The sequence below is a fragment of the Coleofasciculus sp. H7-1 genome (assembly GCF_057473865.1).
Genome location: NZ_JBYCCT010000014.1, coordinates 154548 through 179469, shown reverse-complemented (window position 1 = coordinate 179469; position 24922 = coordinate 154548). Strand labels below are relative to the sequence as shown.

21 protein-coding genes and 1 tRNA gene are annotated in these 24922 nt (G+C 46.1%); 15 read left to right on the top strand and 7 right to left on the bottom strand.

Features of this window, described 5'->3' with window-relative positions; genetic code table 11:
* Window positions 1-78: 78 nt before the first annotated feature.
* A complete protein-coding gene (locus tag AC2VDX_RS04325; RefSeq protein ID WP_378176241.1) occupies window positions 79-708 on the top strand; it encodes a DedA family protein in 630 nt (209 codons plus the stop codon).
* 121 nt (window positions 709-829) lie between these two features.
* Here AC2VDX_RS04325 and AC2VDX_RS04320 read toward each other — a convergent pair whose 3' ends face one another.
* Complete coding sequence (locus AC2VDX_RS04320) at window positions 830-2032, bottom strand: argininosuccinate synthase (protein ID WP_378176238.1); 1203 nt, start codon at window positions 2030-2032, stop codon at window positions 830-832.
* A gap of 191 nt (window positions 2033-2223) precedes the next feature.
* Between AC2VDX_RS04320 and AC2VDX_RS04315 the strand changes: the two genes are divergently transcribed.
* The 10 genes from AC2VDX_RS04315 to AC2VDX_RS04270 all read left to right on the top strand — a co-directional run bounded on the left by AC2VDX_RS04315 (window position 2224) and on the right by AC2VDX_RS04270 (window position 14494).
* Window positions 2224-3165 (top strand): glycosyltransferase family 2 protein, encoded by a 942-nt coding sequence (locus AC2VDX_RS04315; RefSeq protein ID WP_378176235.1) that lies wholly within the window; start codon window positions 2224-2226, stop codon window positions 3163-3165.
* Between the two features lie 266 nt (window positions 3166-3431).
* The gene (gene rpsB / locus AC2VDX_RS04310) at window positions 3432-4232 is read left to right on the top strand and encodes a 30S ribosomal protein S2 (protein ID WP_378176228.1); all 801 of its coding nucleotides are present in this window, start codon (window positions 3432-3434) and stop codon (window positions 4230-4232) included.
* Between the two features lie 42 nt (window positions 4233-4274).
* Entirely contained in the window at window positions 4275-4937 is a 663-nt protein-coding gene (gene tsf, locus AC2VDX_RS04305) for a translation elongation factor Ts (RefSeq protein ID WP_378176225.1), read from the top strand.
* Between the two features lie 370 nt (window positions 4938-5307).
* A complete protein-coding gene (locus AC2VDX_RS04300; protein WP_378176222.1) occupies window positions 5308-6216 on the top strand; it encodes a hypothetical protein in 909 nt (302 codons plus the stop codon).
* A 130-nt stretch (window positions 6217-6346) separates the two neighbouring features.
* The gene (recG, locus tag AC2VDX_RS04295) at window positions 6347-8854 is read left to right on the top strand and encodes an ATP-dependent DNA helicase RecG (protein WP_378176219.1); all 2508 of its coding nucleotides are present in this window, start codon (window positions 6347-6349) and stop codon (window positions 8852-8854) included.
* Complete coding sequence (locus AC2VDX_RS04290) at window positions 8851-9780, top strand: DUF4351 domain-containing protein (RefSeq protein ID WP_378176216.1); 930 nt, start codon at window positions 8851-8853, stop codon at window positions 9778-9780. Before recG ends, AC2VDX_RS04290 begins: the two co-directional genes overlap by 4 nt.
* A gap of 338 nt (window positions 9781-10118) precedes the next feature.
* Window positions 10119-11861 (top strand): DUF6798 domain-containing protein, encoded by a 1743-nt coding sequence (locus AC2VDX_RS04285; RefSeq protein WP_486928103.1) that lies wholly within the window; start codon window positions 10119-10121, stop codon window positions 11859-11861.
* A 397-nt stretch (window positions 11862-12258) separates the two neighbouring features.
* A tRNA-Val gene (locus AC2VDX_RS04280) sits at window positions 12259-12330 on the top strand.
* A 332-nt stretch (window positions 12331-12662) separates the two neighbouring features.
* The gene (locus AC2VDX_RS04275; protein WP_378176210.1) at window positions 12663-13436 is read left to right on the top strand and encodes an ABC transporter permease; all 774 of its coding nucleotides are present in this window, start codon (window positions 12663-12665) and stop codon (window positions 13434-13436) included.
* A 167-nt stretch (window positions 13437-13603) separates the two neighbouring features.
* On the top strand, window positions 13604-14494 hold the full coding sequence (locus AC2VDX_RS04270) for an ABC transporter ATP-binding protein (RefSeq protein ID WP_378176207.1): 891 nt from the start codon (window positions 13604-13606) through the stop codon (window positions 14492-14494).
* A 56-nt stretch (window positions 14495-14550) separates the two neighbouring features.
* Here AC2VDX_RS04270 and AC2VDX_RS04265 read toward each other — a convergent pair whose 3' ends face one another.
* Together AC2VDX_RS04265 and AC2VDX_RS04260 are read right to left on the bottom strand one after the other, a co-directional pair.
* A complete protein-coding gene (locus AC2VDX_RS04265; protein ID WP_378176204.1) occupies window positions 14551-15168 on the bottom strand; it encodes a hypothetical protein in 618 nt (205 codons plus the stop codon).
* A 231-nt stretch (window positions 15169-15399) separates the two neighbouring features.
* A complete protein-coding gene (locus AC2VDX_RS04260) occupies window positions 15400-16359 on the bottom strand; it encodes an aldo/keto reductase (protein WP_378176201.1) in 960 nt (319 codons plus the stop codon).
* Between the two features lie 155 nt (window positions 16360-16514).
* Between AC2VDX_RS04260 and AC2VDX_RS04255 the strand changes: the two genes are divergently transcribed.
* Window positions 16515-17108 carry a DUF1802 family protein gene (locus tag AC2VDX_RS04255; protein ID WP_378176198.1) on the top strand — a complete coding sequence of 198 codons (594 nt, stop codon included), beginning with the start codon at window positions 16515-16517 and terminating at the stop codon, window positions 17106-17108.
* 189 nt (window positions 17109-17297) lie between these two features.
* On the opposite strand, the gene AC2VDX_RS04250 is transcribed toward AC2VDX_RS04255, so the two are convergent.
* Window positions 17298-20897, bottom strand: a complete 3600-nt coding sequence (locus AC2VDX_RS04250) for a PAS domain S-box protein (protein ID WP_378176195.1) — start codon at window positions 20895-20897, stop codon at window positions 17298-17300.
* On the bottom strand, window positions 20890-21183 hold the full coding sequence (locus tag AC2VDX_RS04245) for a hypothetical protein (protein WP_378176191.1): 294 nt from the start codon (window positions 21181-21183) through the stop codon (window positions 20890-20892). Before AC2VDX_RS04245 ends, AC2VDX_RS04250 begins: the two co-directional genes overlap by 8 nt.
* A gap of 642 nt (window positions 21184-21825) precedes the next feature.
* Here AC2VDX_RS04245 and AC2VDX_RS04240 point away from each other — a divergent pair.
* Together AC2VDX_RS04240 and AC2VDX_RS04235 are read left to right on the top strand one after the other, a co-directional pair.
* Entirely contained in the window at window positions 21826-21996 is a 171-nt protein-coding gene (locus tag AC2VDX_RS04240) for a hypothetical protein (RefSeq protein ID WP_378176188.1), read from the top strand.
* A 15-nt stretch (window positions 21997-22011) separates the two neighbouring features.
* Window positions 22012-22260 carry a hypothetical protein gene (locus AC2VDX_RS04235; protein WP_378176185.1) on the top strand — a complete coding sequence of 83 codons (249 nt, stop codon included), beginning with the start codon at window positions 22012-22014 and terminating at the stop codon, window positions 22258-22260.
* 171 nt (window positions 22261-22431) lie between these two features.
* On the opposite strand, the gene AC2VDX_RS04230 is transcribed toward AC2VDX_RS04235, so the two are convergent.
* Both AC2VDX_RS04230 and AC2VDX_RS04225 read right to left on the bottom strand, forming a co-directional pair.
* Window positions 22432-23394 (bottom strand): PrsW family intramembrane metalloprotease, encoded by a 963-nt coding sequence (locus AC2VDX_RS04230; protein WP_378176182.1) that lies wholly within the window; start codon window positions 23392-23394, stop codon window positions 22432-22434.
* 41 nt (window positions 23395-23435) lie between these two features.
* Window positions 23436-24317 carry a ChaN family lipoprotein gene (locus tag AC2VDX_RS04225; protein WP_378176179.1) on the bottom strand — a complete coding sequence of 294 codons (882 nt, stop codon included), beginning with the start codon at window positions 24315-24317 and terminating at the stop codon, window positions 23436-23438.
* A gap of 139 nt (window positions 24318-24456) precedes the next feature.
* On the opposite strand from AC2VDX_RS04225, the gene AC2VDX_RS04220 reads away from it, so the two are divergent.
* On the top strand, window positions 24457-24837 hold the full coding sequence (locus AC2VDX_RS04220) for a hypothetical protein (protein WP_378176176.1): 381 nt from the start codon (window positions 24457-24459) through the stop codon (window positions 24835-24837).
* The last annotated feature ends 85 nt before the right edge of the window (window positions 24838-24922 follow it).

Genomic DNA, 24922 nt, shown 5'->3' with positions numbered 1-24922 from the left:
ATTTGCCGCCCTGATTGACACCCTGAGCGGATCGAGCCACTATGATAGAAGTATGAATCTATGTAAAGACCCAGATAAATGTCTTTAGAATTTGTATCTGTGGAAAATATCAAAGAAATTGCCCACCACTACGGTTACTGGGCAGTTTTTTTGGGGATTTTGCTAGAGAATCTTGGCATTCCCATCCCTGGTGAAACGATTACGCTCGCCGGGGGTTTCTTGGCTGGTAGTAAGGAACTGAATTACTGGTTCGTGCTAGGGAGCGCGATCGCGGGTGCAGTTGTCGGCGGTACTTGCGGTTACTGGATTGGCAGAAAAGGCGGCTGGCCACTCCTTGTGAAAATTGGGGGATTTTTCCGCATCCGCGAAGAAAAACTCTTACAACTAAAGCAACAGGTTAGCGAGAACGCCGGAAAAACCGTATTTCTCGGTCGTTTCCTTGCCCTGCTGCGAATTGTAGCCAGTCCCCTAGCTGGAATTGCCCAAATGCCCTTCCTCAAGTTTATGGCTTATAACTTAGCTGGGGCAGCCGCCTGGGCATCGGTGATGGTTACGTTGTCCTTTTTTGCAGGGCGACTCGTACCCCTGGAACAATTAGTTGTGTGGGTTGCACAATTTGGTTTAATCGCGTTATTCCTGCTAATTGCCTGGATTGTCGTTCCTCTCTGGCTAGAAGCCCGCGAAGCCAAGCGCCAAGCCGGGGGATAGAATTGAATTTTTAACGCTCTCGGTACGCAAAGGTAATCGCAAAGTTTCGCCAAGGATGACCGATAACTTTGCGTACTTTGCGCCATCGTTTGCGTACCTTTGGGTTAAAAAATTGACTGTTTTATTGGCGAGCTTTTTGCGACCAAACGCGAGTCGGTAATCCCCAAACGTAGATAAATCCTTCAGCAGCTTTATGGTCAAACTGGTCTTCAGCCCCATAAGTTGCTAAGGTTGGGCTGTAAAGGGACTTGTCAGACTGACGCCCCACAGTCATCGCGTTGCCTTTAAAGAGTTTAATCCGCACGGTTCCCGATACCCGCTCCTGTGTTTGTTGAATGAAGGCATCCAGAGCAGCTTTGAGCGGACTATACCAAAGACCGTTATAAACTAGCTGAGTGTAAGTTTCTTCGATACCGCGCTTGTAGTGGGTCACATCTGCGGTTAAGGTGAGGCTTTCTAAGTCGCGGTGGGCATGAATTAAAACCATTAAAGCTGGGGCTTCGTAAATTTCCCGCGATTTGATACCCACTAGGCGGTTTTCGATCATATCGATCCGCCCAACGCCATGATTTCCAGCAATTTCGTTGAGTTTCGCAATCAGTGCCACTGGCGGCAAAGCTTCACCGTTGAGGGTGATGGGGATGCCTTTTTCAAAGCCAATTTCAACGTATTCTGGCTCATTGGGTGTGTCAGCGATCGCTTTGGTCATTACATAGATTTCTTCTAGCGGTTCTGTCCAAGGATCTTCCAGGGGTCCTGCTTCAATGCTACGACCAAATAAATTGCGATCGATACTGTAGGGAGATTTCTTTTTCACTGGCGAAGGAATCCCATAACGCTCACCGTAAGCGATCGTTTCCTCTCGGCTCATCCCCCACTCCCGCGCCGGTGCTAGAATCTTCAAATTCGGGTTAAGTGCGCCAATCGACACATCAAAGCGAACCTGGTCGTTACCCTTACCCGTGCAACCGTGAGCGATCGCATCCGCACCGTATTTTTCAGCCGCTTCCACTAAAAGTTTGGCAATCAGCGGACGTGCCAAAGCAGTCTGAAGGGGATAGCGATTTTCATAGAGAGCGTTCGCTTGAATCGCTGGAAACGCATAATCTTTGACAAAACTTTCTGTAGCATCGGCAACTAGCGATTCGCTAGCACCCGATTTTAACGCTTTTTCCCGGACTGGCTCCAGTTCGTCTCCCTGTCCTAAATCCGCCGCCAGGGTAATTACCTCTTCAACTCCCCACTCCTCTTTCAGGTATGGGATGCAGACGGAGGTATCGACTCCACCTGAATATGCCAGCACAACTTTGGTAGCACGACCCATTGATCTCTCACTTCCGCAAAACAACGAGTTCTTATTATGCAACTAATCTATACCAAGTCTTGTGAGCAATGGCACAGATTAATCTACAGCCATAGCCATTTGGGGCACTAGGAGATAGATGAAAATGCTTTGTGTTCATTGGCTTACAGTTCTTTGAGAGATACTAAAAGTGTTGTAATCTGGGGGAAATCGTGTTTTTTAGTGTTGTCATTCCAACTTATAATCGCAAACCGATTCTAGAGAAATGCCTGAGGGCGATAGAAAATCAGCACTTAGTTGAGAGTAGCGTCGTCAGCGGCTATGAAGTGGTGCTGGTGGATGATGGTTCGACGGATGGCACGTTGGAGTGGTTAGCTCAACACGCAGCTGAATTTCCTCATGTGCGATCGCTCTTGCAAGACCATCAAGGGCCAGCCGCCGCCCGTAATCTGGGAGTAGAACAGGCTCAGGGTGATACGATTATCTTTATTGATAGCGATTTAGTCGTTACCGAGCATTTTCTCCAAGCACACGCCGATGCTTTAGTTGAGGGAGAAAAGAATCTAGGAAGCGATCGCCTCTTTACTTACGGTTGGGTGATCAATACCAATAACTTCGATAATCCCACCTCCGAACCCTACAAAATCACGGATTTTTCCGCCGCTTACTTTGCCACGGGGAATGTAGCGATCGCTCGTAAATGGCTCACAAAAGCTGGATTATTTGACACTCGCTTTCAACTTTACGGCTGGGAAGATTTAGAACTCGGCATCAGACTCAAACAACTGGGTTTAAAACTGATTAAATGTCCAGCCGCAGTCGGCTATCACTGGCATCCCCCCTTTGCCTTAGAACAAATTCCCCCCATGATTGATAGAGAAATTCAACGGGGACGCATGGGCGTTTTATTCTATCAAAAGCACCCTACCTGGGATGTCAAAATGATGATTCAAATGACCCTACTTCACCGCATCCTCTGGGGTTTTCTTTCCCTCGGTGGCAGACTCAACGAGCGCACAATGGCACCTTTTTTGCAATGGCTAATTAATCAAGGTAAACCCCAATTAGCCTTAGAAATTGCCCGAATTTTCCTCAATTGGTACAACGTTCAAGGTGTTTATGCAGCCTACGCTGAAGCCAAGCAAAAAGCATAATTTACACGATTGTACTGCTAAGGATGCGAGTGGGCGATTTGTTTTGCGATCGCTAATCTTTTAATATTTTTATTGCCAAATATCCAGAAATAGGGTATCACAACTGTGCTAGCCTATTTTTCAATGTTTTTCCATCAAGTTTTTCCATCAAAGCCCTTATAACTCTGATAAACTGGAAGAGTTGTCTCAAATTCGCACATTCAGGATTTCGGGTGTTTCCGTTGGAAATACACCTGGATGGAGGATTAACCCGAAAGGAAAAAAATATGTCAGTTGTTTCTTTGGCTCAGATGATGGAGTCAGGTGTTCACTTTGGGCACCAGACCCGTCGGTGGAACCCGAAAATGGCTCCATACATCTATACATCCCGCAATGGCGTCCACATCATCGATTTGGTGCAGACTGCCCAACTGATGGAAGATGCCTACATCTATATGCGAACCGCAGCGGAACAGGGCAAGAAGGTTCTCTTCATCGGTACCAAGCGTCAAGCCGCAGGAATTGTGGCTCAAGAAGCTACTCGTTGTGGTTCTTATTACATCAACCAACGTTGGTTGGGGGGAATGCTCACCAACTGGACGACAATTAAGACGCGGGTAGAGCGCCTAAAGGACTTGGAACGCCGGGAAGAAACCGGAGTCCTCGACTTGCTGCCTAAGAAAGAAGCTTCGATGCTGCGCCGGGAAATGACTAAATTGCAGAAATACCTCGGCGGTATTAAGCAGATGCGGAAAGTTCCCGACATTGTGCTGATCGTGGATCAACGTCGGGAATATAATGCAGTTCAAGAATGCCAGAAACTGGGGATTCCCATCGTAGCGCTGCTGGATACAAACTGCGACCCGGATGTAGTGGATATTCCCGTTCCAGCCAATGACGATGCCATCCGCTCGATTAAGCTAATAGTGGGTAAGTTGGCAGACGCCATCTATGAAGGTCGTCACGGTCAGCTAGACGCAGAAGCAGAAGAAGATTACGAAGATTACGAAGGCGCTGAAGACGATTTGGAATATGAGGAAACCGAGTCGGTTATTCCTGAAGAAGAGGAAGAAGAAACCGAGGGATAATTCAGCGTTAGAAACATCAATTCTTAGTTAGGAACTGAGGAAATGGCGGAAATATCTGCAAAACTCGTTAACGAGCTGCGCCAAAAAACTGGTGTCGGCATGATGGACTGCAAAAAAGCGCTAAAAGAAACCGATGGCGATATGACCAAAGCTATGGAATGGCTGCGGCAAAAGGGAATGGTTAGCGCTGGGAAAAAAGGCGATCGCCAAGCCTCAGAAGGACTCGTCGGCAGCTACATCCATACTGGAGGTCGAGTCGGCGTCCTGGTGGAAGTGAACTGCGAGACAGACTTTGTCGCCCGCAACGAAGCCTTCCAAACTCTGGTGCGAAACATAGCCATGCAGATTGCAGCTTGCCCCAACGTTGAATACGTGAAGGTTGGCGACATTCCCTCTCAAGTCGTTGAGAAGGAAAAAGAAATCGAAATGGGGCGGGATGACCTGGGAAACAAGCCACAGAACATCAAAGAAAAGATTGTTCAGGGTCGGATTGACAAACGCCTGCAAGAGCTGAGCTTGCTCGATCAGCCATACATTCGTGACCAAAGTATCACGGTGGAAGAGTTGGTAAAGCAACATATTGCGACTCTGGGTGAAAATATCCAAGTCCGTCGCTTCGTCCGATTTATTTTGGGTGAAGGACTGGAAAAGAAAGAGAGCAATTTTGCTGAGGAAGTTGCGGCTCAAATGGGTAGCAATACATAAGTGAGCTTTTTCACTGGTAATTAGAGAAGACAGGTTTCGCCTTCAGGCTGACCTGTCTTTTATTATGAGTCGTTAGTTCTTAGGCATTAAGTAGGTGGAATTAATTATTTGTAGTAGTGGTTAGCGATCGCGTAACCCATGCAAGTGTTGGGTTTCCTACGTCAAACGCCACGTCGCGCTAGGGCAGGGGAACCCCCACTTTTCGTGTGGCTCCCATTCCCGACGATAAATCTTCAATTTAATTGCATCCGCCTACTTAGTCAGTAGCAACGGACTAATGGCGAATGACTAATGGTTATGGGTCGGTATTCTAAACTAGGGAAGTACATCTGTACGCCCGTACCGTCCCGATGGACAGATGTAAGTAGCAATGGCGAGAACAGTAGAGGAAATAAAGCGGGATATGGCAGCGCTGGAAGAAGCAATCAAAGCGATCGCTATAGAATTCCACGATACCTACAACGATTACCTGACTGCGTTGGGACAAGCCATGCGGCAGCAGTTGATCGTGGCGAGTTATTATCTTTGCACCCAAGTCTATCCAGAAGCGTTTCTGAGTCTGGCTCTCAGAGAACGACAACAATTGCAACAGAACCTTCAGCAACTGGCAAGGCTTGCTCAACCACAACTGCGAAACCTCGAAAGAAGTCGTTCCTCTGGGACATCGCACTGGGACTCATCTCAAGAAGAGGGTTTCCCCGCCCCGACTGATGACTTAGCCATCGAGATGCCAGCGCCACAAGACATTCCCGACACCCTAAACCTCAATAGCGACTCAACCAGTCGCTTTACCTTTTCTAACATCCCGACAAACAACCCAGAGGATTTGGCTCAATGGCAGGAAGAGGTGGAAAACGCCATCAGCGCAACGTTGCTCGCCGTTTCTTGCCAAAGCAATCGTCTATTACAGGAAGTGGGGATCTTACCGAAAAACTTTCCGGAAGCTGTTCTGGAAGCTGCTGTCAGATCGGAGCCATCTGGTGAGCCTGTGGTGGGACGTGCCAATCTTTTAAAATTTGTGGTTCAAATGGAAAATGAGCCGGTAGAAACGTCAAATCTCCCGACTTTACAAAATCCTACCTTGATGCCGATTATCGCCATCCATCTGCGGTTATCTGAGATTGAATTTGCTGATTCAACGGTAATGGCTGGGCGCAACCAGATTCGGAACCTCAGCGCACGGCTTAGCACGCTGCGCCGAGAATTTCAGAAAAAGCAACGAGAGCGTACCGTGGCTGCGGCAGAAGCGGCTTGGCGTGCTTGTTGGTTTGAAGAATAATGGGAATCGTCGTGAAGATCGACCATATCCGGGTGAGGACGGCTATTGGCTAATGGTTAATCGCGAATTGTCAGCAGAATTGGGCAATCAGCCATTCGCTATTAGCAATTAACAAAAAAGGGGAGAGAAGATGCAAATAGAATCACCGGATTGGCTGCGATTGCAGAAAGCCCTTTCAGTCGAGGCAGAACGGGGCTTTACGGACTTAATAGGGAAACAATATCGCTTCAGTGAATTCTTAAGCCTGGAGTTCGGCAAAACTCCATCTTTTTTGCCGCTGATAGAGCGACATCGGTGGCAGGAGATGGCGTCTCAGTTTGCCCGTTACCCGAACCTCACCCTCTCCCAGCGACAACATTTAGTCTTGGAAACGCGGCGATTTCTCCACCAGATGCAACAAGTCATGGAGAGGCAGCGATCGCGCTTGCATCAGCGAAATGAAGACAATCAGCAAGAAGTAGAGACAAGTTCAACGCCCCCATCCCCTGATACTCAAGCTCCGCGCACCACGCCCCTCGTCCAGTCCAACTCAGCGATTTCTCTTGACCAACCGCTGACCAGTTTGCCAGACGTGGGAATCAGAAAAGGCGGGTATTTAGCCAAGCTGGATCTACATACGGTGCGGGATATCCTCTTCTATTACCCCCGCGACCACATTGACTATGCACGTCAGGTGAATATCTCTGAGCTGGAATCGGGCGAAACGGTGACGCTGGTGGGAACGGTGAAGCGCTGTACCTGCTTTAGTAGCCCAAAGAACAAGAAATTAACCATATTACAGGTGGTGCTGAAAGATCGCACGGGTCAAATCAGCCTCAGCCGCTTTTTTGCCGGTTCTCGCTACAGCAATCGCGGCTGGCAAGAAGGGATCAAGAATCGGTATCCCCAAGGTGCAGTCGTGGCGGCTTCTGGCTTGGTGAAAAAAAGTCAATATGGTCTGACTTTGGAAGATCCACAACTGGAAGTTTTGGCACACCCTGGAGACCCGATTGACTCCCACACAATTGGTCGAGTCGTGCCGGTGTATCCCCTAACCGAAGGCGTGGCGGCAGATATGGTGAGACAGGCGGTAATTGCGGCTCTCCCCGCCGCCGCCCAGCTGAAAGATCCTTTACCCACGGTTTTACGGGATGGGTATGGATTGATGAAGTTGTCGGATGCGATCGCAAATATCCATTTTCCCACCGACAGCGCCGCCAAGGAAGCCGCCCGTCGCCGTTTAGTCTTCGATGAGTTTTTCTACCTTCAGTTGGGTTTCCTGATGCGTCGCCAAGCCCAGCGGCAAAAGCAGTCCAGCGCTATCTTGGCTCCCAGAGGGAAGCTGATTGAACAATTCCACCAAGTTTTGCCCTTTCGATTAACGGGTGCCCAGCAGCGGGTACTGAACGACATCCTCAACGATTTGCAATCATCCAACCCGATGAATCGGTTGGTGCAAGGCGATGTCGGTTCTGGTAAAACTGTTGTGGCAGTCATTGCCATCCTCGCCGCAATTCAATCCGGCTACCAAGCGGCGCTGATGGCTCCCACAGAAGTTTTGGCAGAACAGCACTATCGCAAGTTAGTCAGTTGGTTCAATCTTCTGTACTTGCCCGTAGAACTGCTGACAGGTTCCACCAAAACTGCCAAACGCCGCCAAATCCATGCCCATCTAGAAACGGGCGAACTACCTTTATTAGTGGGGACTCATGCTCTGATTCAAGAGAAAGTCAATTTTCATAAGCTGGGGTTAGTGGTGATTGACGAACAGCACCGTTTTGGAGTAGAACAACGGGCGCTGTTGCAGCAAAAAGGCGAACAACCCCATGTATTAACCATGACAGCTACACCAATTCCCCGCACCCTAGCGCTGACGGTGCATGGGGATTTGGATGTGAGTCAGATTGATGAGATGCCACCCGGTCGGCAAGCAATTCATACGACCGTACTAACCGGCAAAGAACGCACTAATGCCTACGATCTTATCTGCCGCGAAGTTGCTCAAGGGCGTCAAGCGTATATCGTCTTGCCCCTGATTGAAGAATCGGAAAAGTTGGATGTGCGTTCGGCAGTTGAGGAGCATCAGCGCCTGTGTGAAAGTATTTTCCCTCAGTTCCAAGTAGGATTGCTGCACGGGCGCATGACTTCAGCGGAAAAAGATGAGGCAATTACCCGATTCCGCGATAACCAGACTCAAATCATTGTCTCCACCACCGTGATTGAAGTGGGTGTGGATGTGCCGAATGCCACGGTGATGATGATCGAGAATGCCGAACGCTTTGGCTTATCGCAGTTGCACCAGTTGCGGGGGCGCGTTGGTCGCGGTGCCCATCAATCTTACTGCCTGCTGATGAGCAGCACCAAAACCGCAGATGCTCGTTACCGGCTCAATGTATTAGAACAATCCCAAGACGGCTTTTTTATTGCTGAGATGGATATGCGGCTGCGGGGTCCCGGTCAAGTGCTGGGAACTCGCCAGTCGGGGGTGCCAGATTTTGCCTTGGCGAGTTTGGTGGAAGATCAGGAAGTTTTGAATATAGCGCGGGATGCCGCCGAGAGAGCGATCGCACAAGATGTCAACTTAGAGCGATCGCCCTTATTAAAAGCTGAGTTAGACTATCGTTACCAGCGCTTAATGGGTGGGGCAATCTTAACATGATTGACCACGACCGCTTATTCAAGGAACTGCTCACCGAGTTCTTTATAGAATTTATAGAGTTATTTTTTCCAGAAATTGTTGCCTATCTAGAACCCGATTCCATCAAGTTTCAAGACAAAGAAATATTTACAGATGTCACGGCTGGGGAAAAATATGAAGCTGATTTATTGGTAGACGTTAAATTTAGAGACCAAGAAACATACTTTCTAATTCACCTAGAACATCAAGCGCAACCACAAGCGAATTTTGGCAGGCGGATGTTTCGCTATTTTGCCCGTTTGTATGAAAAGTTTGCCAAACCTGTATATCCAATTGCTATTTTTTCCTATAATGCCCCGAAACTTCCACAGCCCAACTATCACCGCGTAGAATTCCCCGATAAAGTTGTATTGGACTTTAACTATCAGCTAATTCAGCTAAATCGCCTGAATTGGCGGGATTTTCTGCAACAACACAATCCAGTAGCTAGTGCGCTCATGGCTAAAATGAACATAGCGCCTGAAGACCGTCCCAGAGTCAAATCTGAGTGTCTGCGTCTGCTAGCAACGTTGCGAGTAAATTCCGCCAGAATGAGGATGATTTCTGGGTTTGTTGACACTTATCTCCAGCTAAATGCAGTAGAAGAAGAGATTTTTCAGGCGGAAATAGCCAAGTTTGAACCAGCACAACAGGAGGTAGTTATGGAAATCGTCACCAGTTGGATGCAGCAAGGTATAGAACGAGGGTTGCAACAAGGAAGACAAGAAGGAGAATTGGCAGTGATTATGCGTCAACTCAATCGCCGAATCGGTACAGTTGAGCCGGAGTTGCAAGAGCGAATTCGCCAGTTATCTCTCACCCAGTTAGAAGATTTAGCTGAGGCGTTGTTAGATTTTTCGGATGTAGCAGATTTGGCTGCTTGGTTAGAAAGCCAAGGAGAGGGTTAAAGGCTAGAATTTTAACAAATTTGAGATATGCTCTGGTTCGCGCGATCGCTCTTGTTGCCGAGATCAAGCGATCGCTCCTATTAAAATCAGATATGAGATTATCGTGACCAGTGACTGATAGAAGGTGAAATTTTGACGGAATTAGCTTTGAAACCTTCTTTAAGAAATATAAAGTCATTTTCTATAATGTTTGCTAATAAATTCAATAAATAAAACTAATATTTTTAATAAAATGCTTGCTACTCAATAAATCCTCTCTTAAAAAATAATAATTTCGACACAAATACGAAATAACAGTTATTATAAATAACAATTCAAATACTCCTATAAAACCAGATATGTCGAGTGCAAGCAAGATTCTTCCATCAACTCGTAAAAGAGGATCGGTATTTGATCTAGAACTATCTATCCTTACCTATACATTAATATTCTTCTTCTGTTCATTACTTCAAACAGGATATGCCGTTTATGTCCAAAACCAAGCGCTCCAGCTCCCCCTTGTTCATCTCCTAAACAATCCTTCTCTTTACCCAAACGACCCATTTGGTGCCACTCTACCCTATTACTCTTCCACACTTTGGTATGGAGTGGCGCTGCTTCATCGCTTTATCCCACTGGAACCCGTACTGCTGACGCTATTTTTATTTGAAAGAATTTTAGTTATCTACGCAGCAGGGCAACTCGCTCAAGCTTTTGCACCCCAATCTAAACTAGCGGTTGGTGGTACAATGGCACTGTTTGCATTAGCAATCAGTCCGATTATTGGTTCGGGCACCATAGTTGAAGACTACTTTGAACAAACTGGCTTTTTTATACCTTTTTTCTTATTAGCAACAGCTTCATTTTATAAAGAGCGACCCCTGCCGTGTGCTATTTGGCTAGCCATCGGATTTAACCTGAATAGTATGTATGGAGTTTACGCCCTAACATACTTGGGAGCAGTGTTTCTACTTGACTCTACTTACCGGAGAGCCTGGAAAAAATGGATGTTATTTTTCGGTTTGTTCCTCTTGTTAGCTTCACCAGCTATATATCTTACTGCTGCTGCCTTTGGTCGAGAAGCCGTTGATAAACAATTGTGGCTGGCAGCAAGCAAATTTCGTTTTCCCCATCATCTTTATCCGCTTACTTGGAGCAGCCAAAGCTTTGCTCACTTTGCAATATTGATTGTATTACTGTTGGTTATCCTCTATCAGAATAAACAGAGGATAGAAAAGCTTTTCAAGCATGGTGTAATTTGGGCTGGAATGAGCATTCTTTGGGTGTTTTATGCATTTGTGGCTGCTTACATTGCTAAATCACCTTCAATGATAATCATGCACCCTGCAAGAGCTACTGACTTGTGGTATTGCTTTGCTGAAATAGCATTAATTTCAGTATGTGCGATTCAACTGGAAGCAAGTAGAGGCAAAGCAAGGTGGATTCTCGCCGCAGTAGTCTTCGCCTCAAGCATTCTGATTTGGCATCAACCTGTTGGAACCTACATCATTGCAGTTTGTTTGATTGCCCTTACTTTCCGACCCGTGTGGTACTACATTCTTGGTCGGGGAAGTACTAACCGTGTGGCTTTATTGCTAACACTGGTGGTTTTTGTGATGGGAGTTAAGAGCTTTCGATATCGCATATCACAGACTGGAAGTTTTGATGCAGCTTTGATCAGACGACCTTCATCTTCTATGGAAGAAGTTATTAACTGGACAAGTGCCAATACTCCTTTAGATGCACAATTCCTAGTAGAGTTGTTCTCCGACCCGCGCTTGCCAGGTTGGGAAGAGTTTCGGGGTCTGGCAAAGCGCCCGGTTTTCGTAACTTGGAAAGATGGTTCAGCGATACTTTGGGATCGACCGTATGTACAAGCCTGGGCAGAACGCCTGAAGGCGCTCGGTTTTGATATTACTAAAGAAGAGTCCACTAATGCTATAAATAAGCTCAAAAGTCTGTATAAAAAACTTCGGGATGAGGATATTAAACGGCTTCAATCCCGCTTTATAATTAACTATTGGATTGTTCCAGCGAATCACCCTTCTACGTTTCCTGTCGCTTTTCAAAATCGGTCTTACAAGGTACTGAAACTCCAATAACCAGTACTACTAAATAGGTGGGTTTTACAGGGTGATGATGCGGAATCTGAAGTAAAAAGTTTCGTTTATATAGAGAGGCATGAGCATCCATCTCTACAGGTGGCGAGGATAAGTAGGCTTCCCTCGACAGCAAATATGTCGGCGATTTGAGGCAACACTTGATTGAATGATGTAATTAAGGTTGTCATCTTGGGTTCGGCGCTCATCCCGCTCAAAAATCGATTGCAGCTTTGAACCTCAGTAGCGTCTGGTTGCAAGGTATCGTCAGATGCGATGCGATCGCTATTTGCAACTGAGTCAGAATTCCTGGATTTCAGGTTACTTGCAGATTACTCGGCACTTCCTTTCTCTAAAAGGGTTGTTGGCTGTGAATGCCTGTGATACACTTAAAAACCTAGGGCGATTAGCACAGTGGTAGCGCACTTCCTTCACACGGAAGGGGTCACTGGTTCAAATCCAGTATCGCCCACTTACATTCTTGCTGCTATCCAATCCCAGGTAGCATAAGGTTTTCAGACTTGAGTCGATTTTTTCTAGCCAAAGTTATCAAAGAAGCATCGGCACAAGTTAACCTAGTCAACCCAGCCCCTACCACTACAACACTCATCATTGATTCAACAGTCGCAGCAAGTCTAGCGTATCTTGTTGAAAAACCGTGGGCGGAGGCTTAGGAAAGCGAGAGTATTTTAATATTCTAGCAGCAGCGACACGAACATATTAAGTAGTCGTGCGTCTACAGATAGGTTGCGAAAGCGCGTGCCTTAATCATTGATTTATCTGGTATTGGGGTAAATTCTCACCATGAAATACGGGCGTGAAACGCTAGCAGTTTGCCAGCGAATTTTGATTGAATTGTTACGACGGCGACGCAGCCTGATTTTTTGGTGTATTTTTCCAGTTTCTGTTTTGCTGATTAATGGGGTAATTCTGGCAGAAAATGCCAAGCTGTCTATGGCTCAGGCTTTTGAAAAGGCTGCTCCCTCAACACTGGTGGGTGCTGCACTATTTTTCAGTTGCTTGGGTGGTAGTGTAGCAACCGTGGTGGCGGAGCGAGAACAGCAAACGCTCAAACGTCTTTTTATCTCACCGCTCAGTGGAACGTCTTATTTCTTAGGAATTTTTCTAGCTCACAGCTGTATTGGTGTCGGTCAAGCCCTTTTAGTTTACACGATTGCTGCCTTTTGGAATGCTCAGTTTCAGGGTTCTATTGTGCTAGGAATACTGATTATTTTTCTAAGTATTATTTCCTATGTTGGGGTAGGATTTATTCTCGGTACGCAGTTTGCTCGTCGCACTGAGGATGTCAATGCTTTAGTGGCAGCATTTGGGGTGCCATTATTAATTTTAGGAGGCGCATTTTTACCGACCTCGCTATTTTCCAAGACGCTGCTAGAACTTGCTAAGTTTAATCCAATTTATCACATGAATGAAGCCTTGATAGGTGTTTCTGCTGACGGCAGCGGACTGGGAGAAATTGCATCTCACTTTTGGTTTTTATGCGTGTTTGCAATTTTGATGGTTGCAGGAGGATGGCTATCCTACCAGCGGATGCTGAGTGTTGAAAGGAGGCTTTGATAGGTTAAGAATGGGGATGTCAATATAGTTTTTTAACGCAAAGTTACGCGAAGTTTTACGCAAAGGTCAGCAAAGTTTAATTTTATTCTTGGCATACTTTGCGGTTCTCTTGCCGTACCTCTGTGGGTTAAAAATATCGTTCAGCCTGCAATCAATTAGGAAATATTGTGCTGCGAATTGAGAAGCTAAATAAATCTTACGGAACGCGACCTGTTTTACAGGAGTTAACGCTGCATATTCCACCCGGAGAAATTTACGGTTTACTAGGGCCAAATGGAGCGGGGAAAACCACAACGATTAATATCATTTGTAATTTACTGCGGGCGGATAGTGGAGAAATTAAGATTAATAACCAACCCGTCTCGAAGGCGACAAAAAAGCTGATTGGTGTGGCACCACAAGAAAATTTACTTTATAAAACCCTAAGTTGTGAGGAAAATCTCCATTTCTTTGCTCGGATTTATGGCTTAACGAATCAGCAGCGGCGTCAACAGGTAGAAGCAAGTTTGGCGGCTGTCAATTTATTAGATAGAGCGAAAAGTCCGGTGGAAACGTTGAGTGGTGGAATGCAGCGGCGGTTAAATATTGCTGTTGCTTTGGTACATCAGCCTAAGTTGATCGTTCTGGATGAACCTACGACTGGGTTGGATATTGAAGCGCGTTACGAAATTTGGGAGTTAATTCGGCATCTGAAAAATCAGGGGATTACGATTCTGCTCACGACTCATTTGTTAGATGAAGCCGAACGCCTTTGTCAAAAAATCGGGATTCTTAAAGGGGGTAGTATTTTAGCGGAGGGAAGTTTAACAGAACTGCGGAAATTAGTGCCAGCAGTGGAAGTTGTGGTGGTGGAGACGCCGGAGGAGGAACAAGCGATCGCTCGTGCTAAAAAATATAATTTTACTCCTCGGCGTTATGGTAATGACTTAGCTTTTTGGCTACCAGAACATCTAGAACTGAAGGAAATTATCTCCTGTTTTGATGGGATTCCTCTCGATTCGATTTCTCGGCAACCTGTACGGTTAGAGCATATTTATGTTGAAGTGACGCAGGGTTAAGAATTTGAACGGCGAGACAACAGAAGGCAAAGAGAAGGAGAGTTTTGCTGACTCATTTAATCATGAGGGGAAGAATTGCGCGATCGCAATATCTCTCCGTAGCAGACAGACCAAAAATAAAGTGCAATATTGATTTCGCTGAACAACTTTGGGACACCCTCTAGCAAGACAGAAACTCCATCACCGCTTAACTTTAGCGAATCTACAGCGATCGCGCTGAACAATAAACCGATACCACTCAGTAGTAGAATGTAGGGCGTTGATTTTATTTTGCGCCTGAAGGCTAATCCGTATCCCAAGGTAGTCATGGCATATACGACTATGGTTATCAACTTGGGAATCCCTGCTCTTAAAAGAATAATGTGAATCCGAAAAATTTCATTGACGAGAAAACCTCCGGTTATGATTGCTGAATACAGGATAAATAAATTTCCTTTTTGTTGTGGTTGAATCGTTCTCAGCAAGGCAAAACTAAAGGTGCAAACAATGGGCGGTACAGCACATAATAATTGGAACGTATGAGTTAACAAACCCGCATTCGGATCTGGTGGGGCAAGTGGCGGCTCGAATAATATTCCTGCTGAGGCACCAAACAATTTGGTATAGACAATCAAAGAAATAACCACTAGGAAAGATAAACTATTGACCCAAATAGCAGATCGGTAACTTGCCATAACTCAACCAGAAACACTTTCTCTTCAATAGGGATACACGATTCGCGCCAGCCGTTACGAATTATTGCCGCCCGAATAAGCTGATGGTGCGCCACTAGCAATTTGCTATTGTTAAATCTGCTAATTAAATAGGAGAAAGTTGCCGCGATCGCTATTGTTGTATTTTACCGATACAGCGCTTTCACGGCTTACTCCCTGAAATTCTGAAACGATAATTTCTCTGCGTTCTGATTACCAATTCCACATGATAGGACTATCATCTAGACAATCGGTGACAATCCGCCCAATTGCGTCAATTTCCGGCAATTCATCAGCCGATAGTTTAATATCACCCGCCTTGGCGTTGTCTACGGCTTGTTGAGCATTTCTCGCACCAGCGATCGCATTCGCTTGGGGTTGGGCAATTAACCACGCCAATGCCAGTTGAGCAAGGCTACACTGATGGCGTTCGGCAATTGGACGCAGTTTGTCTAAAGCTTGCTGGGCGCGTTCGTAGTTCTCCCCTTGAAAGAGCTTATTTTTCGCGCGATTATCTGCTGGATCGAATTGATGAGCGGAACCGAATTTGCCAGTTAATAAACCTTGAGCTAGAGAAGAATAGGCAATGATTGAAATATTGTTTGCAACGCAGTAAGGTGTTAAATCTTTTTCCACCCAACGCCAAAATAGGGAATAAGGCGGTTGCAAACTATCAATGCGTCCATACTGGGCGGCTTCTTCTAACTGGGCGCGGGAGAAATTAGAAACGCCTATTGCCCGAATTTTACCTTGTTCTTTCAGATGGTTGAGGGCGCTCATGGTTTCTTCAATTGGGACTATTTCAGTCTTGAACACTCCAGAAGGCCAGTGAATTTGGTATAGGTCGATATAGTCGGTTTTCAAGTTTTTGAGAGAGCGATCGCACGCTTCAATCACTTGGTCATACTTGAGATGATTGGCAAACACTTTAGTTGCATAAATCGCTTGGTCGCGCACATCTGATAGCGCTTGTGTGACAATCTGCTCAGAGTGCCCCTCACCGTAGACTTCAGCTGTGTCAACTGTGGTGATACCGGCATCAAATGCCGCCCGGATTGCTTTGATTATCTCGGTGTCTTCAATTCCCACCCACATCTTTTTGCCAGCTTGCCATGTACCCATGACAATCGGAGAGATTTGGATGTCGGAAGTACCTAAGTGTCGCTTTTCCATGCGTAAATCCTGGTTGATAGGGTTCTGCCTTCATATTACGCAACACTTGGGGGGAAGGGATGCGATCGCTTCCTTGGTTCCCAGCATCAAAGTAACGATGTTAACTGACCTATGGGGCGATCGCCGTTACCCTGGAATTAGAATACCCGATACTTATGCAATCCACGACCACTACAACCACAACCCACGCCCTCAAAGAATGGGCGGTTGCTGTCGATGCCTTAGAACAAGGCAAAACGATTATGCTGCTACGCAAAGGCGGCATCCGCGAGGAAAACAACCGCTTCACAGTTGCCGAAAAAGAAGTTTTGCTTTATCCGACTTATGAACATCAACAGCCAGATTTATTGAAAGCAGAATATTCCAATTTGGTGACACCAGTACCCTCCGGTTGGCATCCAGAAACCATCCGAATCGGTGCTTGGGCGGAAATTACTGATATTTTGCCTGTGAGTGAAGAATCAGCGGTGAGAGGGCTGCTACCGTACCATATTTGGAACGAGCAATTTGTAAGCGATCGCCTCAAATGGAAGCCGCGTCAGCCGATTTATGTGCTGCTACTACGCACTTACAGACTTCCCCAAGCGCAGATCATCGCTTACCGCACGGAATACGGAGGTTGTAAGTCGTGGATCGATATTGCGATCGCGATCGCAATTGAGGAAGCAAAACCTGTTTTAGATGATGCAGAATACGCCCAGCAAGTAACAACAATTCGGCAAATTGCTACTTCAGGACTTATGTACTGAAAGCTTGAAACCTAGATCCTCCCTAACCGGAAAATTCCCCCAATTTATCGGGGGATTTAGGGGTATCTCTGCGTAAACGTAAGTCCTATAATTGCTAATTGACGCGATGTGCGACTTTTCTTAGCCCCCTTGACAAGGGGGAGAAATACAGAAAGTTGCACACCGCGTTAATTGGTGCTTGGTATCCCATTACTCATCACCAGACATTGGATGTGTCAGAGGTAACTCCAGAGTAAACGTTGTCTCATCAGAAGCACTCCTGACTCGAAGAATGCCGCCTAAATGTTGGGTGAGTTTCTGCACCAGCGCTAATCCTAAACCAGTTCCGCCCTGCTTCCAGCGATCGGCACGGGGAATGCGGTAGAACTTGTCAAAAATGCGGGGTAGCTCATCAGGCGGAATCTCTACACCAAAATTGCTCACCTTGATTTGCATCATTGCCGAAGAAGCACGAACTGTCACCGTAATGCGTTCTCCCGGTGGGGTATACTTGCAGGCATTATTGAGCAATTCTGTCAAGATACGCTCCAGACTGGCTAATTCAGAGACCAGGCTGGGCAAGTCCGAGGGAATATCAACCTGTAAGATTTGTTCGCGTTCCTGGATGCGGGAGCGAAATGACTCAACAATATTAGGCAACCACTCTGGTAGGTCGATTGCCGTGGCAAGAAAGCTGGGATAAGACGCAGCTGCTAGCCGTTGCAAGTCTAGAAGGTCATTGATTAGCTCAGTTTCTCGGTTGCACTCTGCTTGCAATATTTGTAGATAGCGCTGAGTGCGATCGCCTGTCGGAGAAACTTTGAGCATTTGGATCGCCATTTTCATATTGGCGATGGGAGTCCGCAATTCGTGGGAAACGGTGCTGAGGAAGTCATCTTTGAGTTGATTGAGTTTTTCCAGTTCCTGCACTTGGGCAAGCGATGCTTGATAAAGTCGGGCTTGACGAATGGCGATCGCGCATTGAGTTGCGACCTGCTTGACTAGCCGGATCTCTAGTTTTTTGAAGGTATAGTCTGGACGATGGAATAACCACAAATCCCCCAGGACTCCTTGATCGTCGAACATCGGACAAGCTAACATAGCCGCCTGACCGTGGATCGAGTTGGCAGCGAAGGAACACAATTGAAAATGTTTTCCTTGCCGGAGGGGTTGGTAAATCTCTGGGAAAGAAGTCATTTGCAATACGCGACCCTTCGAGGAAGGCATTGAGGCGACATACTCGTAGCAAATGGTAGCAGTTTCTTGTTCTAGGTTGTAGAGCGAAGCATGGCAGCTGCTCATGTTGAGAGATAGCCCTAACTCCCGAACCGCTGCTTGCAAAATTTGGCTTTCGTCCAAACTATCGCGGACTTTGTCTGTGATGCGTTTCAGTACCGCATCAAAGCCAAGCGCTTTTTGCAGTTGGGTGGTTCGTTGTTGTACTTGGCGTTCCAGACTGGAGTTCATCTGTTGCACCTGCTTAAACAGTGCCGATTGCTCAATGGCGATCGCTAACTGATTCGCCAATGAAGTGAGCAAGTCAATTTCTAATTGCTGCCACTGTCGGGTTTCCGAACAATGATGGGCACACAGCAACCCCCACAATACCGGCGTGGGGGTGGCGGTGCAAAGTACGGCATTCGCTCCCGTATTTTGCCCGACTGTGAAGACTTCCTCCCTGCCTCTTTGCAAAATCGGGACTACCAAATTAGCCCTAACTTGAATCTCAGCCATGAGGTCAAGATAAGTCCGATCTATATCTGCTGTATAAATATCTTCTATAGCTGCGATTTGCCCTTTTTGGTAGCGCTGGACATAGGTTTCCCCCAATGGGGTAGAGATGAGTCTTCCCTGGAGAGACATCCAACCAGAACCGACCGATTCCATCATCACGACTCCACTCAAGTCTGGCTCGAAACGGTAAATGATGACCCGGTCAATCTGGAGAAATTCCCGGACTTCAGTGACGGTCGTATTCAGAATCTCGTCTAAGTCTAGAGATTGGCGAATGTGTTGAGCGATCGCTGCCACCAACCGCTGTCGCTCAGTCTGTTGCGTTAAGGCGAATTGTGCTAGCTTCTGTTTGGTAATATCCAGCGTAGTTCCAATCATCCGCACCGCTCTACCCGTTTCGTCGCACAGCAACTGGCTTTTTGTCATCATCCAACGAATGCTGCCATCAGGGCAGACAATGCGAAATTCCTGTTCGTAACCCCGGTTTTCTTCCAAGGCACGAATCGCTGCTTGCTGTACGGATTGGCGGTTTTCTGGATGAATGTATCCGAGAAAGGCGTCATAGGTTTTCTCAAAGCTACCTGGAGCTAGACCAAATAGCTTTTCATTGTTGTCAGTCCAGGTCATTTGATTCGTGAGGATGTTCCAGTCCCAAATGCCCATTTGTGCAGCTTCCAGGGCTAGTCTCAATCGCTCCTCACTTTGTCGCAGTGCCTCTTCTGCTTGCTTGCGTTTCGTGATATCGAATCGAATTGCTAAATATTGGAAGGGTTTTCCTTGGTCGTTTATAAATGGCACAATGGTGGTATCGACCCAGTAACCAGTGCCATCTTTCGCTCTATTTTTAATTTCACCTTGCCAAACTTTTCCGCTAGAAATAGTTGTCCAAAGGTTTTGGAAGAATTCTTTTGAATGAAATCCAGAATTGATCAAGCGATGAGTTTTACCTATCAATTCTTCCCTGGCGTATTTAGAAATCTGACAGAATTTATCATTAACATAGTTAATAATTCCTTTCTCGTCAGTTGCCACTGCGATCGCAGCTTTATCTAAAGCAAACTTGATGTCTGATAATTCCTTCAACGATTGTTCTAATGCCTCTTCAGCTTGCTTGCGTTCATCAATGTTTTCAAGCACCGAAATGAAATACTTCGGCTCACCCGTTGGTTCTCGTACCAGCGATACAGTCAAATTAATCCAAACTTGAGAACCATCTTTGCGGATGTAGCGCTTCTCTATTGAGTAGGTCTGAATCTCTGACGCCAACATTTGGCGGACGTGTTCAAGATCCGCATTCAAATCGTCGGGGTGGGTTATATCCTGAAAAGTCCGCTCTCGCAGTTCCTCTGGCGTATAACCCACAATCTCGCAGAGTTTTTGGTTAACCAGTAACCACTGTCCGTCGATGCTGACGTGAGCGATGCCGACAGCAGCTTGGTTGAATGTAGCCTGGAATAACCTTTCGCTTTTTATGTGTGCCTCTTGCGCTTGCCTGCGGTTGGTTATATCCGTGAATATGCTGATTAATCCCTGAAATTGACCTTCTTCGTCGAGAATTGGATTGTTTCTAGCGAATACCCACAGTTCTCGATCGTTTTTGCAACGCCAACGCCAGTCATGCTGTTCTTGGGTCCCCTGCTGCATCCGCTGGTAATAAGACTGTGCTTCAGCTAAGTCTTCCTCAAAGAGGAAATCAAATGCAGAACGACCGAGAATTTCCTCAGTCGGATAGCCGAGGATTTCGGCGGTTCGCTGGTTGACGTATGTCGTTTTTCCCTCAGCGTCGATTATCCAAATGCCTTCACCCGTAGCATCCACAATGCGGCGATACATCTGTTCGTTTTGGCGCAGCACTGCCTCCGTTTGTTGGCGCTGATTGATTTCACGTTGCAATTGTTCGTTGGCTTGCGCCAGTTCCGCAGTCCGGTCTTTTACCCGCTTTTCTAACTCTTCATGAGCTTCGTGCAACGCCGCCTCTGTTTGCTGGCACTGGGTTAATGCAGCTTGCAACGCTTCTTTGGCTTTGAGAAGCTTTGGAGTTTGTGCTTTAAGTCGTATTTCAAACTCTCTAGACATTCTGCGCTTGAATCTGCTCATCATAACTAGCCGCGTTGCCAAGTACAGTGCTACGATTAGCCAACTGATTAGCTTCTTGTTCAGTACGAATGCGATCGCTCACAAGTTTTCTTGATAGAAGAGCTTTAAGAAGCTGTTTACGATCCCCATTTTCCTGCTTCTTCGAGCCAACTGCCAGCGAGAAGCCGCCTATAGCGGTATAGACTACGCAATGGCGATCGCATACACACAAGATACCAGCTACGTTGATATGCTCTATTCCTGGCGTCAAACAAGGACAGACCACGTCAAACTAGCTTAAATCGGTAACTTCGTCTCCTTCGGTAAGCTTGGTTTTGTGCCTAGATTCATTAGATACTGTATAGCTTCAGTAGAGCTGCACATTCTAGCTTTTCCGAATTCCGCAATAAATATGCAGGATTATTTGATTATTTCATCCCGATCTTAGGCTTTGGGTTTTATTGAATACATCTTACTTGTTGTATATTTCCTCCGAGTAGGGAAGTCGCTCCAATTCGCTGGTGCTACCAAGTGAAAGGTAACTCACCCGATTGGATGAGACTCAACTGCTCTACCTAAATAATGTTTCACCAAAAAAAGCGACTGGCAACGACCTTTGAGCAAAAGTAATTATAGCGATAGGTCAAAGGTATTGGGTGAGAGGGGCGAAGAATTCCTCTCAATCGGTTCGGCGTCAAAGCGATCGCTTTGATGTCGAGTTAAGAATGAATGCTACTAGACAACTTATTCCACAATTTGCACTATATACAACTAGGCTGAATAACCGATTTCTATATTCATTTTGCATAATTTGTCAAGAAACAAGTGATAATTTTTATAAATAAATCGCCAAAGATTGATTGGTGCAAGAATTTTGTGAGTTCTTTAAAGGTATGTTATTGTAAACGATCAACAAATCTAACTTTCCTTGGAGCAGCAGTTCATCTTAAGAGCTTTTCAGGATCAAATCAAGCCGATCGACCTTGAGCCGTCTCAGCAACTCTTGGTTGAGCTGTATAGACAGCTATTGTTAAGGGAAGCTTACTGCAAGCATTTACTCCAAGAAAATCTGCTCAAGGGTTCATCCCCTTTGTTTTGAGAAAGGAGTTTTCTGATGCCTAAACAAATGTCTTGGTTGCCTAAGTCTGCGACGGATGATGAGAAGATTTTGTATTTGCAAAACCAACCGAATGAACCCTGGCGACCTTACACAGCCTTTCCGCAATACGCTGTACCCGACTACCGCGAACCAGGAATTTCTAAGGGTTGGGCAACTTACCAAAAGCTAATCCGGACAGGCTGGACTTTGGTTCCCAGTGCAAAGGCACAGGAATTTTCTTGTATAAATTCAGAGCAAAGCTGATAAAACCTAACCATTATGCAAAGCAAATTAACAATGCCAAGTGTAGAAATGCCTGCTACACATAAGTGGCTGGAGACCGTTCTTGCTAATGCAGCGTTGATTGATATCTAGGACATTTCTTAGCTCCCAATTCCTGATAAATTGGGGGCTAAGAAAAAGTTGCAGATGGCGTTAATTTCTTAATTGCTTTAATTGTTTGCGGAGTAGGGCGATTTCGGTACTGTTACCGTTTTCTTCGCCCATTTTAAATAACTGAAATTTCTTTTGAGCCAACTCGGCTGCGGTTTGAATGAAAGCGCGTTTTTGTTTGGGTGCTACCCGCAACCGCGCTAGGGTGTTGGAGAGCCGGTTACACAGTGCCTCGTAGTCAGCATCTGAAATTACAGTTGGCACTTCGTCGCTGAGGTAAGTTTTGAGCATTTTGCGATCGCTCTCGGCAGCAACAAACCCTAAAACAATCATTAAGGCTGCCAGAAACCCGTAATTCCACAAAGCGATCGCTAGGGTCGCACCACCGCTGGCTTTTGCTAAAATCAGTGCGCCATTGTGGATTAAATGGGCACTCATCGCCGCAATCAACCCGCCAGAGATTAACAATATTTTCGTAAGCAGGTTATGCCGATGGCGTGCCAAACCAAAACCTATCCCGGTGAGGGCTGTCCAAAAGCCGTGCATGAAGCCCAAAACGATGACACGCAGCAGCAGCAGCTGTCCCCATTCTTCCCACGTCTTTGTGCCCAGCAAGTACAGGATATTTTCTACATAGGCAAATCCGAAACCCGCCATCGCCCCGTAGACGATACCATCTACCCAGCCATCAAATTCTCTGCGATACCACAGGTAAATAATTGCTACGGCAGTGCCTTTGAGGATTTCTTCGGTCACTGGTGCATTGACAGCAGTGGTGATAAATTGACCCCCAAGACTTTCTGCACCAAATATTAGTTGTATGGGTACGTTTAAAATTAATTGCACAATGATGCCACCAATCACTGCTGGCAGCGCCCCCCACAAAAATGCTGCAATCAGGTAGCGTGTCGGTTCTTTTTCAAACCGATCGATGCTAATAACGATGCGGATGTAAATAAATGTGGGAATCGCTATTAGAATGGCTGTGATTAGGAATCTATCCATAGGGAGAGCTTTAATTTATTCGTTTATAACTTATTGCTCAGTCACTTGTCTGGTGATGTTATCCAAAAGTAATCAGCGATCGCTTTATCAGTTGGTGCTGGATCTTCTACAGTAGGATTAAATAAAATCGAGCGTTGGACTATTTTATTGCCCAAGCGTCGAGCAACACGACTGGGAATTCCGTAGCCGTAGACTATATGAGCTTGTCCAGCCAGCACGACGACTTGATAATCTGGATGGATTTTTAGAAACTGCGCGATCGCATCTGCCATTGTTTCATCCCACAGCACTTGCGCGGTGAAAAATCGTTCAAAGTTGGCACTGCTATGACCCGCTACTTGATGTTGTTGAAAAGTCTGTTGTACCATTTGGCGATATTCAGTATTATCGGTACGAATTTCAGCATCTGGTGGAATATAGCGTCGTTCCTCTGGTGTTAGGCTTTCTAATCCTTTTCGGGCAACTTTGCGGGTGACTTCGCTGGGAGTATTCAAAGCTAAGACAGGCAGTTTCTTTTCCTTGGCAAAACCCAGAATTGGGGCGTAATATTCCCAAGAAAAACCCCAGCGTTTTTCATATTCACTTTGTTCGATTAACTGAGTTTCTGTTATCTTTCCCGCCAGATATCGATCGAGTACGCCTTGATAGGGACGCTGGAACATTTCCATAGCGATCGCTACTTTCCGATTGCGCCGATAGAGTTCCTGAATTATCTCCAGTTGAGCTTGGTGATCTTCAGGGCTATCGTGGGTTTCCCCTAAATAAATGACGTTTACCCTTGCGAGTTGTTGCAAAACTTCGGGTGTAGTATAGCTTTGCTGCGTTTGAGGGCTGGATATTTTTTGGGAATAAGCAGGCAAAACGCAGAGGAGGAAAATAAACAGCGACCAAGCGCAGAGTTTGGTGAATGAGTATTTTTGCATAAAGCATAAAGATATTGTGGCTTGCGATCGCATTCTCCAAGAAGCTTAAGCTATCTACAAAGTCCTATAGCTTCTGGCAGAATAGTTGTAAGTGCCCACCTGATTCTTTCCCCGATGGCATAATTGCAAGCATAAGCCTATGACTATTGTTACACCCGAAGAAATTGCGAAGTTTCGGACTGAACTGGCAGATAACCCAGAAGCCCTGGAAGCTCTAGATGTGCTTGAGGAGTGTGAAGGTAATTTAGAATATGCAGCCGAAACCATAGCAATAGAGTCAGGAGAATTACAGAACGATCTGGGTGACAAAGACCCGAATGAGCCTAGCTGGTTAGAAAAGTCGATCCAGAAATTGCGTCCTCATATTTGTACGCAAGCCTTTAAAGAAGCCTTAAATCAAGGTTTCGCTGGTGCAGTAGGTTGGCTAATAGCTATCGCTGCGTACCCAGCAGTACCAGTAACACTGGTAGTTATTTACATAAGTAGAAAAAATCTGGACGAGTTTTGTAAGGATTGCTAAACGCCGATCGCGGTGAAGCCAGCCCAGTAATGAGGTTCAGCAAAGGGAAACGGCTTACGACTAAGTGGGCTATTCAAAGGAGCAT